Raw genomic sequence first — 19,324 nt, 5'->3', positions numbered from 1 at the left:
TTTTTATTACATGTCATCTTTATTTCATTATTTACTACAAATTTATCCTGTTACTCAATATCATCGAATATACTACTTTCAATAACGACTATTTTAATGTTATTTCTTTGTTACATTTTACTTAAGTAAGGTATCCTTATGCCAGACACACACCAAAAGAAAACTCGAGGGGAACTTGCAAAACGACAGTTATTAGAAGCTGCCTGTGAAATCTTTGGTAAAAATGGGCCTGATAGCGCCACAACTCGCCAGATTGCGCAAGCTGCGAAGCAAAATATCGCGGCTATTGCTTACTATTTTGGCTCTAAAGAAGGGTTATATCTCGCTGTTGCACAGTATATTGCCGATTTAATTCGAATTGATTTTGAACCCACCGTTGCACAACTTGATGATTTTCTTGAAAAACCTAATCCAACAGAGCACTTACCCCTATTACAAAAACTGATCATTGACAGTTTTTTGCAATATGCCCGACTCGTACTTGATAAAAGCAATGTACATATCAGTCGCATTATGGCAAGAGAACAACTTGTTCCCACAGAAGCCTATTCCCTTATCCACCAGCAAGCGTTATCTCCGCTATTAACTCGTGTAAATCGTTTATTAGCACTTTATATTGGCTTAGATCCAACTTTACCAAAAACCATGCTACATACTCACGCTATTTTGGGAGAGGTGCTATCATTTCGATTAGTACGAGAAACCATTTTACGCCAAACTGGATGGGATAGAATTGGTAAACAGGAATATGAAATTATTTCTAATACCTTAAAAGTACATATTACTTTACTACTTGATGGACTAAGAGAGATCTATACTCATAACAACCATGCATAAATATAAATAGAGTTATTATGAAAACGAAAAAAATCAGTGTCTTTATTATCTTAATGATTATTATCGGTATTATCGCAGGTATCTATTATTATGAAGAGAACAAAGATCCTGAGTTAGTACTCTATGGAAATGTTGATATTCGGACGGTTAACTTAAGTTTTCGTGTTGCAGGCAAGTTAGCGGAACTACAAGTTGATGAAGGTGCGCCGGTCACCAAGGGTCAATTATTAGGCCAACTCGATGATGCACCTTACATTAATGCATTAAATAAAGCTTATGGTGAACGTGATAGTGCCATCGCTTCATTAGCCTTAATGGAGGCTGGTTACCGCAGTGAAGAAATTGCACAAGCCCAGTCAGATGTGTCATTAAAACGTGCCGCATGGCAATATGCTGAAAACTTTTATAAGCGACAACAAGATCTTGCTAATCGCAAAGTTATTTCAGCTAATGACTTAGACAGTGCCCGCAATAATCGTAACCAAGCGGCTGCGGCATTAAAAGCAGCACAAGACAAACTCAATCAATATCAAAATGGTTATCGCCAAGAAGATATTGATATGGCAAGAGGTCAAGTACTTCAAGCCAAAGCGGCAGTTGCCCAAGCAGAGCTTAATCTTCAAGACACCCAATTAACCTCACCTGCAGAAGGAACTATACTGACTCGTGCTGTGGAGCCTGGCACTATTTTATCAGCAGGAAGCCCTGTTTTTACTGTTTCTTTAACTAACCCTGTGTGGGTTAGAGCTTATATTAGTGAAAATCATTTAGGTGAAGCGATACCTAATCGCGAGGTGTATCTTTATACCGATAGTCGCAAAGATAAGCCTTATCATGGCACTATAGGTTTTGTTTCGCCAACCGCTGAATTTACCCCTAAAAGCGTTGAAACACCGGAACTACGCACTGATCTAGTTTATCGTATAAGAGTGGTTGTCACCGATGCTGATGATTCATTACGCCAAGGAATGCCAGTGACCTTGAAATTTGCACCGACTCATTAAGTTGAGGAGAGGCAATCAATATGGATAACACAAATTACACCATCAATTTAAGCGGTGTTGAAAAACGCTTTGTTGGGCTTGAAAAACCGGCGGTTGCTTCACTCACCGCCACCATTACCGGTGGTTCAGTCACAGGTCTTGTCGGCCCTGATGGTGCGGGAAAAACAACCCTAATCCGCATGCTAGCAGGATTACTAAAACCTGATGCTGGTGAGATCAAAATTTTAGGAATGGATCCGCAAAAACAGAGTGTTGATGTTAGGGCTATCCTCGGTTATATGCCACAAAAATTTGGCTTATATGAAGATCTCACTGTGCTAGAGAATCTCAACCTTTATGCAGATTTAAAAAATGTTATCGGTGAAGAGAGAAAAAGAGTTTATCAACAGCTACTCTCTTTTACTGACTTAACACGTTTTACCTCTCGTCTAGCGGGTAATCTTTCTGGTGGGATGAAACAAAAATTAGGGTTAGCTTGTACTCTATTAGGTAGTCCCAAAGTCCTGTTATTAGATGAGCCGGGGGTTGGTGTTGATCCCATTGCCCGTCGAGAGCTTTGGCAAATGGTTCATACCTTAGCCGGTGATGGCATGCTTATCTTATGGAGTACCTCTTATCTTGATGAAGCAGAACAATGTAAAAATATTCTGCTACTGAATAAAGGTGAATTACTTTATAGCGGTGTACCTCAGACCTTAACGGCTAAAATGGCGGGACGCTCTTTTTTACTCAATGTTGAAGGTCATCAGCGTCGAAAAGTATTGCAACAAGCCATTATACAACCTCAAGTGACCGATGGCGTGATCCAAGGGCAATCTGTACGATTGATCTTAAAAAAACACAGTGACCAAACAGCATTGTTAAACGCCTTAGGAAAACCAGATGCAAAACTTATCCCGGCGACACCGCGCTTTGAAGATGCCTTTATTGATTTATTAGGTGGTGGCCCTTCTCATAAATCTGAACTGGCGGAGATCATGCCACAAATCCCCCCAGCACCCGATGAAACCGTTATTGAAGCTCAACAATTAACGAAAATGTTCGGTCAATTTGCCGCCACTGATCATGTTGATTTCCAAGTTAAACGTGGGGAGATTTTCGGGTTATTAGGCCCTAACGGTGCGGGAAAATCGACAACCTTTAAGATGATGTGCGGGCTATTAGTACCAACGAGTGGTAAAGCATTAGTGTTAGGTATGGATCTGAAAGTCAGCTCAGGTAAAGCTCGCCAACATTTAGGTTATATGGCACAAAAATTCTCGCTATATAGCAACTTAAAAGTGGGGCAAAACCTGAAATTTTTTTCTGGGGTTTATGGATTATATGGTAAGCAACAGCGCAATAAAATCAATGATATGATAACCGCATTTGGCTTACAGCCAATGATTAACCAAATCACCGATACCTTACCTCTTGGCTATAAACAGCGTCTTGCCCTTGCATGCTCCTTGATGCATGAGCCAGATATTCTTTTTCTTGATGAACCTACCTCAGGGGTTGATCCTTTAACACGCCGTGAATTCTGGCTTCATATCAATGGAATGGTGGATAAAGGTGTAACAGTGATGGTAACGACTCACTTTATGGATGAAGCTGAATATTGTGATCGTATCGGTTTGGTTTATCGCGGAAAAATTATTGCAGCAGGCGAGCCGGATTCATTAAAACAGATGGTAGCAACAGAAGAAAATCCGACCCCCTCTATGGAAGATGCTTTTATTGGCTTAGTACTGGATTACGATAAAAAACTTGAACAAGAAAATCACCAAGGGAGCGAAAAACATGAGTAATTCGTCTCAATCATCACCTGCACATTTTTCTTGGCGACGTTTATATGCTCTTTGTTTAAAAGAGACTAAACAAATCACCCGTGATCCCAGTAGCGCGCTTATTGCTATTGTTATCCCCCTCACCTTACTGTTTATTTTCGGTTACGGTATCAACTTAGATTCAAGCAAATTAAATATTGGTATATTAACTAACCAACAAAGCCAACCGGCACAAGAGTTAGTGTATACTTTTACCAACTCTCCCTATATTAACGCCACCATCAGCGATAATCGCCAATTGCTTATCGATAAAATGCAAGCCGGAGAAATTCGTGGCATTGTGGTTATTCCTGTCGACTTTGCGCAATTATTAGCCCGACAAGATAGCAAAGCTCCCATTCAAGTGATCACCGATGGTAGTGAGCCAAATACCGCAAACTTTGTACAAGCCTATACCAAAGGGGTTTGGCAAATCTGGTTACAGCAACAAGCTTTAAGTCAAGGCATTCAGCAGCAACCATTAATTGAAATTGAGCCAAGGTATTGGTTTAACCCTGCCGCCATCAGCCAACACTATATTATTCCCGGTGCCGTCACTATTATCATCACCGTGGTTGGGGCTATTCTAACCTCTTTGGTTATCGCTCGAGAATGGGAGCGTGGCACCATGGAAGCCTTACTCTCAACCCAAATTACACGCACAGAATTACTGCTTTCCAAGCTTATTCCTTATCAAGTATTAGGCAGTTTTGTTATGGTGCTATGTATGTTGGTCACTGTCTATATATTAGGCGTGCCTTACCGTGGCTCATTATGGATTTTAGCGGGTATTACTTCACTATTTTTAGCCACTGCACTAGGTATGGGGCTATTGATCTCCACCCTAACTCGCAATCAATTTAACGCGGCAATGATCTCACTTAATGCGGCTTTTTTACCTGCGGTGATGTTATCAGGCTTTGTGTTTGAAATTGATAGCATGCCATTTTTTATTCAAGTAGTGACCTATTTTATTCCCGCACGTTATTTTGTTAGTAGCTTACAGACACTCTTCTTAGCGGGAGATATTCCGATGATCTTAATGCTAGATATGTGGCTATTAATTGTTTCAGCCATCTTTTTTATTGGCTTAACGGCGTTAGCAACACGTCGTCGCTTAGATTAATAAGGGAGAGTTTTTATGTTTCATCGTCTTCTCACCCTGATAATGAAAGAGCTACAGTCATTATTACAAGAGCCGCAAACACGGATTATCTTAATATTACCGGTTATCTTTCAGATGATCTTATTCCCTTTTGCTGCCACCCTTGATGTTACCAATGCCTCTGTTGCTATTTTTGATGAAGACAATGGTAAACAATCTATTGAATTAACCCAACGCATAGCCAAAGCCAGTGCTTTTTCTGAAACCCTATTATTAAAAAGTGAACATGAAATTAAAGAGACGATTAATAATCGTAAAGCCTTGCTATTGGTGCGTTTTCCACAAAATTTTAGTGCTAATTTAGCCAGTCATACTCCGGTAAAATTACAATTAATTCTTGATGGACGTAATTCTAATAGTGCACAAATTGCGGCAAATTATGTACAACAAATTGTGCAAAATTATCAAACAGAATTAGCCGGCGATACCCCATCTTTACTGAATAAAAGCGAATTAGTAGTACGTAATTGGTATAACCCCAATTTAAACTATAAATGGTTTATTGTGCCTTCTTTAGTGGCCTTAATTATCACCATCGGAGTAATGATAGTAACATCACTGTCTGTTGCTAGAGAGCGAGAGCAAGGGACATTAGATCAGCTATTAGTTTCACCGTTATCAACTTGGCAAATCTTTGTAGGAAAAGCGGTTCCTGCCATGGTTGTTGCGGCAGTACAGGGAACCATTGTATTAATTATCGGTATTTTCGGCTATCAAATACCTTTTTCAGGCTCACTGCTATTATTTTACTTTACCATGCTTATTTACGGTTTATCGCTGGTAGGTTTTGGGCTTTTGATTTCCGCGTTAAGTTCAACACAACAACAAGCATTTATTGGTGTGTTCGTATTTATGATGCCCGCAGTATTATTATCAGGCTATATTTCTCCAGTGGAAAATATGCCAGTTTGGTTACAGCAAGCCACATGGATAAACCCAATCCGTCATTTCACTGATATTACCAAACAAATCTACCTCAAAAATGCCGATATTACCGTAATATGGCATAGTTTATGGGCACTGATTGTTATTGCTATTGGGACAGGCTCTATTGCCTATTATCTTTTCTGCAGGAAGATAGTATAAAATCTGTACCTTGATAGATAAGAATAAACATCTCACGCTATAAATAACGACTTGCTGCCCGTATTTTATAAATACAAAAAATCCCATAACTGAAGAGGTTATGGGATTTAACTATGCGGTTATTAAACGACGCAGTTTATGATTAACGACGATCGCCTAAAATACGCAGTAACATTAAGAACAGGTTGATAAAATCTAAATAAAGCGTTAATGCACCCATAATTGAGTAACGGCGCATATTTTCTTTATCTTCTTGATTAATTTCGCTACCCATATCCTTTAATTTTTGTGTGTCATATGCGGTTAAACCAGCGAAAATCAGTACACCTGCGTAAGAGATAACCATGCTCATCATGCTGCTTTGCATAAAGATATTAACAATAGAAGCAATGATAATACCGATAAGCCCCATAAACAGGAAGCTACCCATCCCAGTTAAACTACGTTTAGTGGTGTAACCATAAACACTTAATGCACCAAACATTGCCGCACAGATAAAGAAAGTGCTAGCAACAGAGGAGTAAGTATAAACAATTAACACACTCGAAATAGTGACACCTGTTAATGCGGAATAGAGCATAAAGAGGGTTGTGGCAAGCGCACCACTCATTTTATGTACCATACCGGATAATATAAAAACTAATGCTAATTGAGCGATAATCAAACCAAAGAAAAAGATCTTATTAGTGAAGATCATCTCAATTAAAGTCGCGCTGGATGCAACATACAGAGCAACAAATGCAGTAAGTAACAGACCTACAGTCATCCAGCCATACACTTGCGCCATAAAGGTTTGTAGACCTGTACCAGTGCGCTGTACGATTGAATCATTTGAACGTGAAAATCGATCCATGATGATTACCCTTTAATCATAGTGATAACGTTGAATTTAACGATAACGTTTATTTCAGTAAAGAGCCCATTATGGACTCATTAGTGATTAATTTTATCACACTAATGTTACATTTCCACGAAATAAACTGTATAGAATGTCACCGTAAAATAAATTTAAGTAAAGTGATGTTGTCTTTGATTTCACTTGATGAATTATTCCCAACGCTTAGCTGAATCATAGTCACTTTGGCGAGCATCAACCCATCTATCTTGGTTAGCTGATAGCCCCTCTTTTTTCCAAAAAGGCGCGCGCGTTTTTAAAAAATCCATAATAAATTCTGCGGATTCAAAAGCACTATGGCGATGTGCGCTGGTCACACCAACAAACACGATCTCTTCACCAATATTTAATTGGCCAACACGGTGGATGACGCTGACTCTTTGTAAAGGCCAACGCGCGCGTGCTTGCTCAACAATGTCATTTAACGCCTTTTCTGTCATACCAGGATAATGCTCTAGAGTTAGCGTATTAACTTCATCACCTAAATTATGATTACGCACTTTTCCTGTAAAAGTGACGACCGCACCATCACTTTCACACTCTGACAACCATTGATATTCATCACCAACATTAAAATGTTCGTTTTGGACTGATATACGGGTCAATGTACTCATCTTAGCCCCCTGTTACAGGTGGGAAAAAAGCCACTTCATCACCGTCTTTAATGGCATAAGTGCCTTGAACAAAGGATTGATTTACTGCGGATAACAATTTGCCATCTTCAAGCGCTAATGCCCAACGATCGCCTTTGTTAATTAAAGCACGGCGTAAATCATCCACTGTTGGATAATCATTTTGTAATTCCAGTGAATCAACACCCACTAATTCACGCACTTGGGCGAAAAAAAGAACCTTAATCATGCATCCACCTTAAAGTGTCCCGATTTACCACCGGTTTTTTCTAATAAACGCACAGATCCTATGACCATATCTTTTTGTACTGCTTTGCACATATCATAGATAGTCAATGCGGCTACTGATGCGGCAGTGAGTGCTTCCATTTCAACACCCGTTTTACCCGTTAAGCGACACACTGATTCAATACGCACACGATTTGAGTCTGTAAGGGCTTCTAAATGGACTTCAACTTTGGTTAACAGCAATGGGTGACATAAAGGAATTAATTCCCATGTTCTTTTGGCTGCTTGAATACCCGCAATACGTGCGGTAGCAAAGACATCTCCCTTATGGTGTCGACCTTCGGTTATCATTGCTAAGGTTTCTGCTGACATTTCAACAAAGGCTTCTGCTCGCGCTTCACGTACGGTTTCAGCTTTGGCGCTAACATCCACCATATGCGCTTCACCGGCAGCATTAATATGAGTTAGTTGAGACATGCACAACTCCTGAAATTAACTAAATAACAGAGCGAAAAAACTTATCCACCAATCACAGAAAGATTAGGGGTAATACCACTATCGCCCTGATGAAGAAAATGTGTTTCTCTTTTATGAAGAAGTCCACCCTGAATACGCTGTTGTAGGGCTTGTTGTTGTGCATCATCAGCCAATAAATCGCGTAAAGGAATACCATTTTCGCCAAATAAGCAAAGATGAAGATTACCAATCGCAGAAACACGTAAACGGTTACAGGTGACACAAAAGTCTTTTTCATAAGGCATGATAAGACCAATTTCACCTTGATAATCAGGATGAGTAAAGACTTGAGCTGGCCCATCACTACGGGCGCGAGGAATTTGTAGCCAACCTTCGTTAAGTAAACGTTGGCGGATCACTTCACCAGATAAATGAAAGCGATTAAAAACATCACTACCATCACCAGTTTCCATTAGTTCAATAAAGCGTAGTTGTATCGGTCTGTCTTTGATCCAATGGAGAAAATCAGGCAAGTTTTTATCATTTACGTTGCGCATTAGCACAACATTGACTTTCACTTTGTCATAACCTGCCGTAAAAGCAGCGTCTATTCCTTCCATCACTTGATGGAATTTATCTTGCCCGGTAATGGCATGAAATTGGCGGGGATCTAAGCTATCAACACTGACATTTATCGCACTTAGCCCCGCATCACGCCATTGTGCAACATCACGGGCTAAACGATAGCCGTTCGTTGTCACAGCAATCTTTTTAATGGCAGGGTTTTCATTAATAGTCGCGATAATATCGGTAAAATCTCGACGCATCGTAGGCTCACCACCCGTTAAACGGATTTTTTCTGTGCCTAATTCAGCAAAAGAGTGAGTCAGTCGGCGGATTTCATCCAGTGATAGAAAGGACTTATGACCATTTGGCTTGTAGCCATTAGGTAAGCAGTAAGTGCAACGGAAATTACACACGTCTGTGATTGATAGACGTAAATAGAAAAATTTGCGGGAAAACGCATCAACAAGTTGTTGCATAATAACACCTTTCCAAATTCGGGAGATGCGGGCATTTCTACCGTGCACCCTGGTGACTTAGTTAGTCACGGCCAGAACATCATATCCTTTGGATAAAGCTTGTTGACTTAGATGTTAAGGCTAGGAGTTAATCTTTACCTGTTTTTAACAGGTTCTTATACCAATATTTTATGTGTGGATTTTACCTGTTTATTTAATAAAAAGCGAATATTGTTTTCGTTATATAATTTATAATACAACGACTTACAACACTTTTTTTATTTTTATTCTATTTACACTCCCCCTTACTCTTCCCTTTTATTTGTCTAAATAACCAGCAATCGATACTCATTCAAGATTAAGAATGTGATGAAATCACGCCGTGATCATAGGCTTAAATTATAATTGTGATAAATTAGCGGCAAATTTTTAAAAGTGAGTAAGACAATTATGCGAAATCGCACGCTAAGTGATTTAGATCGTGTTGTAGCCCTTGGTGGAGGTCATGGCCTTGGACGTGTGCTTTCAGCACTCTCCTATTTAGGAACTCGCCTTACGGGGATTGTCACGACAACAGATAATGGTGGCTCCACGGGACGTATTCGTAAAGACGAAGGCGGTATCGCGTGGGGAGATATGCGCAATTGTATTAATCAATTAATCACAGAGCCTTCCGTTGCTTCTGCGATGTTTGAATACCGTTTCTCAGGCACGGGAGAGCTTGCTGGACACAACTTAGGTAATCTTATGCTAAAGGCCTTAGATAACTTAAGCGTTCGCCCATTAGAAGCAATTAATCTTATCCGCGGTCTACTTAGAGTCAATGCTCATCTTATTCCTATGTCAGAACAAGCGGTTGATTTAATGGCCATTGATGATGAAGGAAATGAAATCTATGGCGAGGTCAATGTAGATAATTTACCGAGGATGCCTCGTCAATTAAAACTCTATCCAGACGTCACCACCACACGAGAAGCCATTGAAGCCATTGAGCAAGCTGATTTAATTTTAATTGGCCCGGGCAGTTTTTTTACCAGTTTGATGCCTTTATTGTTGCTACCTGATTTAGCTAAAGCATTACGTCGTAGCAGTGCCACTACTATTTATATTGGTAATTTAGGTAAAGAGCTTAGCCCTGCGGCTGCAAGTATGACGATGTCAGATAAAATCGCCATGATGGAAACCTATATTGGCTTACAAACTATTGATGCTGTGATTATTAGTCCAGAAACACAATATGAATCAATGAAAGGACGATTAATTGTTCAAGCGCAATTAGAGGCGAAAGATATTCCTTACCGTCATGATAGGCACCTATTAAGTAAAGCTATTGAATTAACACTTCAGCAATTAGGTCAACGTAATACCGCTTGTACAGCGAGTTAATCGTTATACCAATCAAAAAACCGCACTAAAATCATTATCTATCTCAGTGCGGTTAATTAGTCTTTATTAGATTATTTTCTTACTTTAACTGTGTAATTTTGTTTTACAAATAGACAATTAGCTATTAAGTGTTTTTAAAGTAATGCGTTCGCTGATCATTTCTTCTATTTCAGCCAGTGTCATAGGCACATCATTTTTCATAAAACCTAATCCAGCTACGGCTCGTGTAAAAGACATTAAATCTAATGGGGGTAGCTCCATTACCCAGTTTTCTTCTGTCGCTAAGGTATTTTCTGCTTTGAGTATATTTTGTACGACATCGGAAAATGTTTGATGTGATGATGCCCAATTTTGATCACCACTTGCCCATAACCAACGAGTAGCAATAAAGTTTTGCCACATATCTTCCCAACCATCATAAATACGACGTAGCATTGATGCACTCATTAATGACCATGTTTGTGCTTCTTGCTGGGTAATATAACCTTGTTGGCAGCCTTCTAAGCAAAGCTTGTTAAAACGACAAAGATCCCAAATAAGATATTTTACATTTTGGATATTCATTCGATTGGTGTTCATCATATCGATTTGCCATAAACGTTCATTTTTATCATTTTCAGTTAAATCAGATAATAAAATATCGTTTTTTAATGATTGAATATCTTCTTCTTTGCCATTCAAAATCTGGTCACGTAACTGGTAAAAGTCATTGGTATGACCTTGAGTCAGCAACCAAAATAATTGGTAGATTAAATCCCACCGATCATTAACTCCCCAAGCCGCTGATAGCCCACCATCATCTTTACCTTGATTATATTCGTTATATGCCCATTCATTCATGACAGCATAAGGGGCTGCAACATATAATCCCCATTCATTAGGTAATAGCTGATTTACTGAACCTTCCGTTGTTGGAGTAGATAACGCAGACTCTGGATCAGTTGTTGCTGGCATTGCAGAGGTTGATAATTTATTGTCTTGCACGGCAAAGTTGCGTAACCACTTAAAAAGTACCACGAGGAAAAAAACACCAATAATGACTCCTACAGAGCTTGGAAACCCTGCATACACATAACCACTCATTCACTATCCTTAATGTCTTTTTTATCTTTGTAAATCATTGACTGTTTGTTAGTTGTAATATTTAAACAGTTGATTGCCAGGAAGGGAATAACAAAATAAATAAAAAGTGATAAAGAAATAACAAAAAAGAGCGTTATAAACGTTATAACGCCCCCTGTAAGCTAATCTACTTAAATGTTCTTATTAAGAATTAGCAATAAATTGCGCACGCAAAGTTTGTAATTTATCCCGTGTTTGAGCCGCTTTTTCAAATTCAAGATCTTTAGCATGTTGATACATTTCCGTTTCTAAGCGCTGAATTTCTTTTTCTAATTCAGCCGTAGAAAGTAATGGATAATCTTCATGAGTATCAACCGCTTTATGTCCTTTCTTATTACGGCCTTGAGTCGGTTGACCAATCTTAAGAATATCACCAATTTTCTTATTCAAGCCTTTTGGCACAATGCCATGTTCAAGGTTAAATTGTTGCTGTTTTTCCCGACGACGTTCTGTCTCACCAATGGCTTTCGCCATAGAATCTGTTATTTTATCGCCATATAAAATAGCTTTACCTTCAAGGTTACGAGCAGCACGACCAATCGTCTGAATAAGCGAACGTTCTGAACGTAAGAATCCCTCTTTATCTGCATCTAAAATCGCCACAAGAGAGACTTCGGGCATATCTAACCCTTCACGAAGTAAGTTTATCCCCACCAGCACATCAAATTCACCTAGACGTAAATCTCGGATAATTTCAACCCGCTCGACGGTATCAATATCTGAGTGCAAATAACGTACCCGTTCACCATGCTCTTCAAGATATTCGGTCAGATCTTCCGCCATACGTTTTGTTAATGTTGTCACTAATACACGTTCATTTTTAGCTGCTCGTATACGTATTTCTGATAATAAATCATCAACCTGTGTGGCAACAGGGCGAACTTCAACCACCGGATCAAGTAAGCCTGTAGGTCTAACCACCTGTTCTACAATGTCATTACCTGATTTTTCTAGCTCATATTTGCCCGGTGTTGCTGAGACATAAATGGTTTGTGGTGCTAATGCTTCAAACTCTTCAAAACGCAATGGTCGGTTATCCAACGCAGAAGGCAACCGGAAGCCATATTCCACTAACGTCTCTTTACGTGAGCGGTCGCCTTTATACATGCCGCCAATTTGCGGAATAGTGACGTGTGATTCGTCAATCACTAATAACCCATCAGCAGGCAAATAATCAAATAGCGTTGGTGGTGGCTCACCAGGCCCACGGCCAGAAAGATAGCGGGAGTAGTTTTCAATACCTGAGCAATACCCCAATTCATTCATCATTTCTAAATCAAATTGAGTACGCTGGGTAACTCGCTGCTCTTCAACCAATTTGTCATTGGCTAATAGCACCTTACGTCTTTCAGCTAGCTCCTGTTTGATTTTTTCCATCGCATCCAGAATACGCTCGCGCGGCGTAACATAGTGGGTTTTAGGATAGACGGTGAAACGTGGCACATTGTAATGAATTTGCCCTGTGAGAGGATCAAATAGCGATAAACGCTCAACCTCTTCATCAAATAATTCAACACGTAAAGCGTAGTCATCAGATTCAGCAGGAAAGATATCGATCACTTCACCACGGACTCGGAAAGTACCGCGCTGAAAAGCCTGATCATTGCGGGTATATTGCAAATCAGCAAGTCGGCGTAAAATCGCACGTTGGTCAATAATCATGCCATTGCTTAAATGTAGCATCATTTTTAAATAGCTATCAGGATCACCCAAACCATAAATAGCTGAAACTGAAGAGACCACAATAACGTCTTTACGCTCTAAGAGAGCCTTTGTAGCCGATAGACGCATTTGTTCAATATGTTCGTTAACAGAGGCGTCTTTTTCAATAAAGGTATCGGAGCTTGGCACATAGGCTTCAGGTTGATAGTAGTCATAATAAGAGACAAAGTATTCCACCGCATTTTCAGGGAAAAACTCTTTCATTTCACTATAAAGCTGTGCAGCTAGCGTTTTGTTTGGCGCTAATACCATAGTAGGACGATTTAGGTTAGCTATCACATTGGCAATAGTGAAGGTTTTACCTGATCCGGTTACCCCTAATAAGGTTTGGTGAGCAAGTCCATCTTCTAACCCTTCACATAATGAAGCGATAGCAGTAGGTTGATCACCACCGGGTTTAAATTCTGAATGCAGTTTAAAAACTTTGCTCATATTCTTATCTCCTCGCAGACACTCCTTATGATACTGGATAAAAATCCAGCTTCAATCTCTATCTTACAAAAAATAATCTGAATAACGGATTTAAGTTATCCCCAGATTTTAATCAAAAAGTTTTTTAAAAAATCAACCCCTTATTTTAGGGATAAATCACTGAGAGTGAGTTGACGCTTTCGCACTATTGATTTTATTTAACTTATTAATAATAAACAATAAAAAATAAAAGTTGAGAATAACACCAATCTTTAGCAATGCCTTGTATTCTCTATATTTGGCGTATTTTTATTATGGTAATACACAAGGTTATCCACAGGAATAGTGGATAACTGAACAAAGTGCTTATACCACGGTAGGTTACAGCTTTTTTTCTTATTAAAAATAACCCTAATATTTAGCAAAAAAAATAATTTTTTTATTTTTTTATACATGAAAATAAGCTGTTAAAATTGACTCAATGATGATGTATCAATGTGATTTGAGATAAGAGAGATCAAGATAAGAGGTAAAATTATGTTGTTTAACGTCTTGTGTTAAATAAGGAATTTTACCTAAAAGTGGTGCTTTAATATGCGCCATTAAAGTAGCTAAATACTGCTGTTGATACCGCCCGGCAGGCTCTACTTCATTTGCTACCCAACCCGCTAAAGTCAACCCTGATTGCCAAATAGCTTGTTGCGTTAATAATGCATGATTAATACAACCTAATTTAATACCCACCGTTAAAATAACCGGTAATTTTTCTTCAATCACCCAATCTGCAAAGAATTGGTTTGCTGATAGTGGCGTAAACCATCCCCCAGCACCTTCAACTAATACCCAATCTGCGCGTTGTTGCAGATAAGATAACCCCTTGGACATAACCTGAAAATCAATAGGTTGTTTTGTTTCTTCGCTCACAATATGAGGTGATGTGGGGGTTTCAAAGCAATAGGGATTCACTTGCTGATAAGCCAAAGGGACGCTACTAAACTGTTGTAACGTTAATGCATCACTATTACGTAAACCTTCAGGTAACCATTCGCTGCCAGATGCAACAGGTTTATAACCCGCCGTTTGATATCCTTGTTGTGTAGCGCATTGTAATAATGCACTACTTACGACGGTTTTACCGACTTCGGTATCTGTTCCTGTTAAAAACCATGTTTTAGCCATGAGAAATCTTTCCTATAACGAGTTCATAAGTAAGTAAATATTTACCAGAGTCTGTTTTGCGCCAAACTTGCTCTAATTGACGCAGTTTTTGGCGTGTCATTAATCCTTTTGGCCGTTCTCCTTGCACAAAATTCGCGCCTACCCCTTTTAATGAGGTAAAAAGCTCAGGCAATGATGCATATTGTTCTGTCACCTTTTCAGTCACAAATTGATATTGAAAACCACTACAGGCTTGTTCAATCTGTTGGTAAGAGAGGAACGGGTTAACATGTTGGTGGTTATCAAGAAACTGCCAAGCATCTCGTACCTCTTGTAACGTTGATGTTGCTAACGTAGAAAAATAGAGCGCCCCTTGTGGATTGACGACACTCATTAAGCTATTTACCGCAATGGCAAGATCATCACACCACTGCATAGCTAAATTGCTAAAAACGATATCTATGCTGTGGGGGGTGATCGCACAGTGCTCAATATCACTTTGTAAATAACAATTAGCCCGTTGTTGTTGTCTCGCCACTTGTAACATGGCATGAGATAAATCAAGTGCGATAACAAATCGTCCTTGTTGTCGCCATTTTTGACTGAAATACCCAGTGCCACACCCCGCATCTAGCACCCTATCCCCAGCTTGGTGGCGAGCTAAATACATCAATTTATCACCACTATAACGTTGAATAGAGGCATGATGATCATAATGGCTAGCCGCTTTACTAAAACACTGGGCTATCTGCTGTTTATCTGTTTTGATTGAAGAAACCATGAAGAAGCTCGATTAACATCGCAATGTCGGAAATTTGGTGACGAGTCGTTAAAGTAATGCGTAAACGTGCGCTGTGAGGGGGTACAGTCGGTGGAAAGATCGCTTTTACCCAGAAACCTTCACGTTGTAAATAGTCTGAAAGTTGTTGACAGCGTAGTTCATCACCAATAATTAACGGTTGAATGGCTGTTTGTGAAGGTAATAATGTGACTGGAAGTGATGAGACACCTTGACGGAAAAAGCTAATAAGTTGTTGAAGATATTCTCGTCCTTCATCATCTTGTTTAATAACTTTTAACGCTGCATGTAAAGCAACGGCTTGTGCGGGGGGCATTGAGGTACTATAAATTAAGTGACGTGAATATTGTTCGAAAAACTCAGCAGTCGCCTTATTACACAGTACAGCCGCACCACTAATGCCAAAGGCTTTACCAAAAGTCGCTATTAATAACTCAGGTTTAATCCCTGCTTCATGGCAACTCCCTTTACCTTCTTTACCTAACACGCCAATACCATGCGCATCATCAACCATTAACCACGCCTGATGCTGTTGACTTATTTCTGCCATAGCCGCTAATGGCGCTTTATCACCATCCATGCTAAAAACCCCTTCTGTCACGACTAAGCTTTTATTCGCAGAGGTTTTATGAAGCCGCTGAGATAGAGATGGCGCAGAATTATGCAAAAAGCGCCATAAACTCGCCGGTGATAAGATAGCCGCTTCCATTAATGAAGCATGACAAAGTTTATCGGCAATGATGGCATCTTCTTTTTCAAGTAATGTCGCAATAACACCTTGATTAGCACTATAACCTGAAGAAAATAATAGCGCATGATCGTACCCTAACCAGTCAGCGAGTTGTTGCTCTAACTGCTGATGGGCCTGTGTAAAACCGGTAATATGACCCGATCCCCCACTCCCTACACCATATTCATTCGCACCACGTTGCCATGCTTGAATAACATCAGGATGTTGGCTTATCCCTAAATAATCGTTACCAGAAAAATTAACATATTTATCACCAGACAGTGTGGTTAAATAGCGTCCATTGCTATGCTGGATCACCTGTCTTTTTCGCCATAATGGCGTATTTCTACGCTCATTAAGTCGCTTATCTAGATAGTTTTGCCAACTCATTACAGTGCCGCGTTATAAAATTGTTCGGTGTCTTTTTCAGCAACAGCTTGTAGCAACACGTCTTCTTGTTGCTGATCGCCCATTGAGACAGATAATCTTTCAGGATTTAAACCAAGCTTACGGAATAATTGGTGATCTTTATCTTCAGTGGGATTCGTGGTCGTTAATAATTTGCAACCATAAAAAATGGAGTTTGCGCCAGCCATAAAACAGAATGCTTGCGTTTGTTCACTCATTTGTTCACGCCCTGCTGAAAGTCGCACATAAGAGCGAGGCATCATAATACGAGCAACAGCAATAGTCCGAATAAAATCAAAGGGATCGACATCTTCATTATCAGCCAGTGGCGTACCTTTAATTTTGGCTAACATATTGATAGGTACACTTTCCGGCGGTTGCGGTAAGTTAGCTAATTGCACTAACATAGCGGCTCTATCTTTGACCTCTTCCCCTAAACCTAAAATGCCTCCAGAGCACACTTTAATGCCAGCATTACGTACTTTATCTAAGGTATCTAAACGGTCTTGATATGTCCGGGTGGTAATAATGCTGCCGTAAAACTCAGGTGATGTATCAAGATTATGGTTATAAAAATCCAGTCCGGCTTGTGCTAAGCGTGAGGCTTGTGAATCATCAAGCTTACCCAATGTCATACAGGTTTCCATACCTAGCGCTTTCACTTCTTTGACCATCTGCTCAAGATAAGGCATATCACGCTCATGTGGATTACGCCAAGCCGCGCCCATACAAAAACGGGTTGAACCAGCTGCTTTTGCTTTTTTGGCTGATTCAATCACTTGTTGTACTTCCATTAAGCGCTCTTTTTCTAACCCTGTTTTATAGCGCGCACTTTGGGCACAATATTTACAATCTTCAGGACAAGCGCCTGTTTTTATCGACAGTAAGGTGCTGACTTGAATTTGTGAAGGATCAAAATGTTGACGATGCACTTGTTGCGCTTGAAAAACCAAATCTAAAAATGGCATATCAAACAGTGCCCTAGCTTCTTTTAATGTCCAACGTTTTAACGTACTCACAATACATTCTCCTGTTCAAAAGTGATTGCCAGTTTAAATAATAGGGTTATCATGTCAACTAAAATTGATCACACTAGGTTTACATTATTAACTGGAAAGTAAAATGACACCCGATGATATTGCTTTTGATTTACGCCATATTTGGCACCCTTATACCTCGATGAGTAACCCATTACCGGCTTATCCAATCGTAAGTGCAAAAGGGGTTGAACTCACTTTAGCGAATGGCAAACAATTAATTGATGGTATGTCTTCATGGTGGGCTGCGATCCACGGCTATAACCACCCTGAACTCAATACGGCGGTAACAGAACAACTAGCAGCAATGTCCCATGTGATGTTTGGTGGTATCACCCATCCCTCAGCGGTTGCTCTATGTCGAAAACTATTGGCTATCACTCCCGCCCCACTAGAGTGTATTTTCCTCGCTGATTCAGGCTCTGTAGCGGTTGAAGTGGCGATAAAAATGGCATTGCAATATTGGCAGGCAAAAGGTGAAAAACGCCAGCGCATTGTGGCATTAAAACGCGGTTATCATGGTGATACTTTTGGTGCGATGTCGGTGTGTGATCCTGACAATTCGATGCATAGTCTCTACAAAGGCTACCTGCCGAATCATCTGTTTGTCGAAGCGCCAAAAACCGGATTTTATCAACCGTGGGACGCTACTGATATAGACGATTTACGCACCACATTAGCGCAACATCATCAACATATTGCCGCTGTGATGCTAGAGCCAATCGTCCAAGGGGCTGGTGGTATGCGCATATACCACCCAGAGTATTTAACACAAGCTCGAGCGTTATGTGATGAATTTAATGTGTTATTAATTGCCGATGAAATCGCCACTGGATTTGGCAGAACCGGTAAATTATTTGCTTGTGAACACGCGGGGATCTCCCCCGATATTATGTGTGTAGGTAAAGCATTAACAGGTGGTTATATGACGCTATCCGCCACGTTAACTACACGCCATATTGCCGATACTATCAGCCAAGGTGATGCAGGTTGCTTTATGCATGGCCCTACCTATATGGGGAATCCTCTTGCCTGTGCGGTGGCGAATGCTAGTTTATCACTATTAGAGCAAGGTCACTGGGTTAATCAAGTCGCTCAAATTGAAGATCAACTTAAAACCGAATTGTTACCCTTAAAGCAAGCAAAAAGCGTTAAAGATGTGCGGGTACTTGGTGCTATTGGTGTCGTAGAAATGGTTGAGCCAGTCAATATGGCTAAACTACAGAAATACTTTGTCGATGAAGGGGTTTGGATACGACCTTTTGGTCAACTGATTTATATTATGCCTCCTTATATTATATCACCTGAAAAGCTCACTAAACTCACTCAAGCAATTGAGAAAGCAGTTAATCTTACCAATTAATTATTTTGTTTTAATATCTCTAGCGGCATCATCTACCGCTAGAGAGCAAGCAATA

18 protein-coding genes and 1 riboswitch are annotated in these 19,324 nt (G+C 39.9%); of the genes, 7 read left to right on the top strand and 11 right to left on the bottom strand.

Annotation, left to right across the window (positions count from 1 at the left end; all coding sequences use genetic code 11):
• The first annotated feature begins 138 nt into the window (after positions 1–138).
• Genes PMI_RS03050 through PMI_RS03030 form a run of 5 tightly spaced genes read left to right on the top strand, consistent with a single transcriptional unit; the run spans position 139 to position 5,900 of the window.
• Positions 139–837, top strand: a complete 699-nt coding sequence (locus PMI_RS03050) for a transcriptional regulator (RefSeq protein ID WP_004244482.1) — start codon at positions 139–141, stop codon at positions 835–837.
• Between the two features lie 17 nt (positions 838–854).
• Positions 855–1,841: a secretion protein HlyD gene (hlyD, locus tag PMI_RS03045; protein WP_012367679.1), complete on the top strand. Its 987-nt coding sequence runs from the start codon at positions 855–857 to the stop codon at positions 1,839–1,841.
• 20 nt (positions 1,842–1,861) lie between these two features.
• Positions 1,862–3,631, top strand: a complete 1,770-nt coding sequence (locus PMI_RS03040; protein WP_004244480.1) for an ATP-binding cassette domain-containing protein — start codon at positions 1,862–1,864, stop codon at positions 3,629–3,631.
• A complete protein-coding gene (locus PMI_RS03035) occupies positions 3,624–4,775 on the top strand; it encodes an ABC transporter permease (protein ID WP_004244479.1) in 1,152 nt (383 codons plus the stop codon). Before PMI_RS03040 ends, PMI_RS03035 begins: the two co-directional genes overlap by 8 nt.
• A gap of 15 nt (positions 4,776–4,790) precedes the next feature.
• A complete protein-coding gene (locus PMI_RS03030; protein WP_012367678.1) occupies positions 4,791–5,900 on the top strand; it encodes an ABC transporter permease in 1,110 nt (369 codons plus the stop codon).
• Positions 5,901–6,042: 142 nt separating this feature from the next.
• On the opposite strand, the gene PMI_RS03025 is transcribed toward PMI_RS03030, so the two are convergent.
• The 5 genes from PMI_RS03025 to moaA form a co-directional block, all read right to left on the bottom strand.
• Positions 6,043–6,753, bottom strand: a complete 711-nt coding sequence (locus PMI_RS03025) for a Bax inhibitor-1/YccA family protein (RefSeq protein WP_004244477.1) — start codon at positions 6,751–6,753, stop codon at positions 6,043–6,045.
• Between the two features lie 194 nt (positions 6,754–6,947).
• The gene (gene moaE / locus PMI_RS03020; RefSeq protein ID WP_004244476.1) at positions 6,948–7,409 is read right to left on the bottom strand and encodes a molybdopterin synthase catalytic subunit MoaE; all 462 of its coding nucleotides are present in this window, start codon (positions 7,407–7,409) and stop codon (positions 6,948–6,950) included.
• 1 nt (position 7,410) lies between these two features.
• A complete protein-coding gene (gene moaD, locus PMI_RS03015) occupies positions 7,411–7,656 on the bottom strand; it encodes a molybdopterin synthase sulfur carrier subunit (protein WP_004244475.1) in 246 nt (81 codons plus the stop codon).
• The gene (moaC, locus tag PMI_RS03010; protein ID WP_004247569.1) at positions 7,653–8,132 is read right to left on the bottom strand and encodes a cyclic pyranopterin monophosphate synthase MoaC; all 480 of its coding nucleotides are present in this window, start codon (positions 8,130–8,132) and stop codon (positions 7,653–7,655) included. The genes moaD and moaC overlap by 4 nt, the downstream gene beginning before the upstream one ends.
• Positions 8,133–8,173: 41 nt before the next feature.
• Positions 8,174–9,154 (bottom strand): GTP 3',8-cyclase MoaA, encoded by a 981-nt coding sequence (gene moaA, locus PMI_RS03005; RefSeq protein ID WP_004244473.1) that lies wholly within the window; start codon positions 9,152–9,154, stop codon positions 8,174–8,176.
• A riboswitch (molybdenum cofactor riboswitch) is annotated at positions 9,144–9,293 on the bottom strand. It overlaps the preceding gene by 11 nt.
• A 290-nt stretch (positions 9,294–9,583) precedes the next feature.
• Between moaA and PMI_RS03000 the strand changes: the two genes are divergently transcribed.
• Complete coding sequence (locus PMI_RS03000) at positions 9,584–10,519, top strand: gluconeogenesis factor YvcK family protein (protein WP_004244471.1); 936 nt, start codon at positions 9,584–9,586, stop codon at positions 10,517–10,519.
• Positions 10,520–10,636: 117 nt separating this feature from the next.
• Here PMI_RS03000 and PMI_RS02995 read toward each other — a convergent pair whose 3' ends face one another.
• The 6 genes from PMI_RS02995 to bioB form a co-directional block, all read right to left on the bottom strand.
• On the bottom strand, positions 10,637–11,602 hold the full coding sequence (locus tag PMI_RS02995; protein ID WP_017628465.1) for a DUF1266 domain-containing protein: 966 nt from the start codon (positions 11,600–11,602) through the stop codon (positions 10,637–10,639).
• Between the two features lie 183 nt (positions 11,603–11,785).
• Positions 11,786–13,795 carry an excinuclease ABC subunit UvrB gene (uvrB, locus tag PMI_RS02990; protein ID WP_004247566.1) on the bottom strand — a complete coding sequence of 670 codons (2,010 nt, stop codon included), beginning with the start codon at positions 13,793–13,795 and terminating at the stop codon, positions 11,786–11,788.
• 471 nt (positions 13,796–14,266) lie between these two features.
• Positions 14,267–14,953 carry a dethiobiotin synthase gene (bioD, locus tag PMI_RS02985; RefSeq protein WP_004244465.1) on the bottom strand — a complete coding sequence of 229 codons (687 nt, stop codon included), beginning with the start codon at positions 14,951–14,953 and terminating at the stop codon, positions 14,267–14,269.
• A complete protein-coding gene (gene bioC / locus PMI_RS02980) occupies positions 14,946–15,713 on the bottom strand; it encodes a malonyl-ACP O-methyltransferase BioC (protein WP_012367676.1) in 768 nt (255 codons plus the stop codon). Before bioC ends, bioD begins: the two co-directional genes overlap by 8 nt.
• On the bottom strand, positions 15,688–16,851 hold the full coding sequence (bioF, locus tag PMI_RS02975) for an 8-amino-7-oxononanoate synthase (protein WP_004244461.1): 1,164 nt from the start codon (positions 16,849–16,851) through the stop codon (positions 15,688–15,690). Before bioF ends, bioC begins: the two co-directional genes overlap by 26 nt.
• The gene (bioB, locus tag PMI_RS02970) at positions 16,851–17,888 is read right to left on the bottom strand and encodes a biotin synthase BioB (RefSeq protein WP_004244460.1); all 1,038 of its coding nucleotides are present in this window, start codon (positions 17,886–17,888) and stop codon (positions 16,851–16,853) included. Before bioB ends, bioF begins: the two co-directional genes overlap by 1 nt.
• Positions 17,889–17,991: 103 nt before the next feature.
• Between bioB and bioA the strand changes: the two genes are divergently transcribed.
• The gene (gene bioA / locus PMI_RS02965) at positions 17,992–19,269 is read left to right on the top strand and encodes an adenosylmethionine--8-amino-7-oxononanoate transaminase (RefSeq protein WP_004244458.1); all 1,278 of its coding nucleotides are present in this window, start codon (positions 17,992–17,994) and stop codon (positions 19,267–19,269) included.
• The last annotated feature ends 55 nt before the right edge of the window (positions 19,270–19,324 follow it).

The organism is Proteus mirabilis HI4320 (assembly GCF_000069965.1).
Classification (GTDB): Bacteria; Pseudomonadota; Gammaproteobacteria; order Enterobacterales; family Enterobacteriaceae; genus Proteus; species Proteus mirabilis.
The sequence above is the reverse complement of the archived record's forward strand: the minus strand, read 5'-3'. Positions and strand labels throughout refer to the sequence as shown.